Origin of the sequence: Myxococcus sp. AB025B (assembly GCF_006518215.1) — a bacterium.
Lineage (GTDB): Bacteria > Myxococcota > Myxococcia > Myxococcales > Myxococcaceae > Myxococcus > Myxococcus fulvus.
In genome coordinates, this window is the sequence record NZ_SRLW01000757.1 from 1 (window position 1) to 392 (window position 392).

General features: G+C 37.5%; 1 protein-coding gene. It reads right to left on the reverse strand.

Annotated features, from left to right (window positions below):
* Nucleotides 1-392 (reverse strand): transposase (locus FL311_RS43825; RefSeq protein WP_141333615.1); only part of this gene is annotated, 392 nt, incomplete at both ends.

Sequence of the window (392 nt, forward strand, 5' to 3'; positions counted from 1 at the left end):
TGAAAACACGCTTCCTAAAGTTAATAAAGTTTCTAAAACCGAAGCCCAGACGTTTGATGTCTTTGATAAGCTTATTGGTCCCCTCCAATTTTGCATTTGAGTAATGTGTTTCTAGCGCATTTTTGATGTATGGTTTGTGTTTAAGGAAGGTCCTAAAGACAGTTTTGAAGTAATGATTGACCTTGCTTACATTCTCCTCTATGAGCTCAAAAAACTCATCTACCCTCTTCTCTTGAAAGTGAAACAGCAACAGCTGATAGAGGTTATAATAATTAGCGAGTTCTTCTGAAAAGTCTAGTGTCTTCCTAACGACTTCATGTGGACTTAAGGTTTGAGCAAAGGTCTTCGAGTGAAATGATTTACAAGATAACTTACGGCTGTCCTTTTGGAAG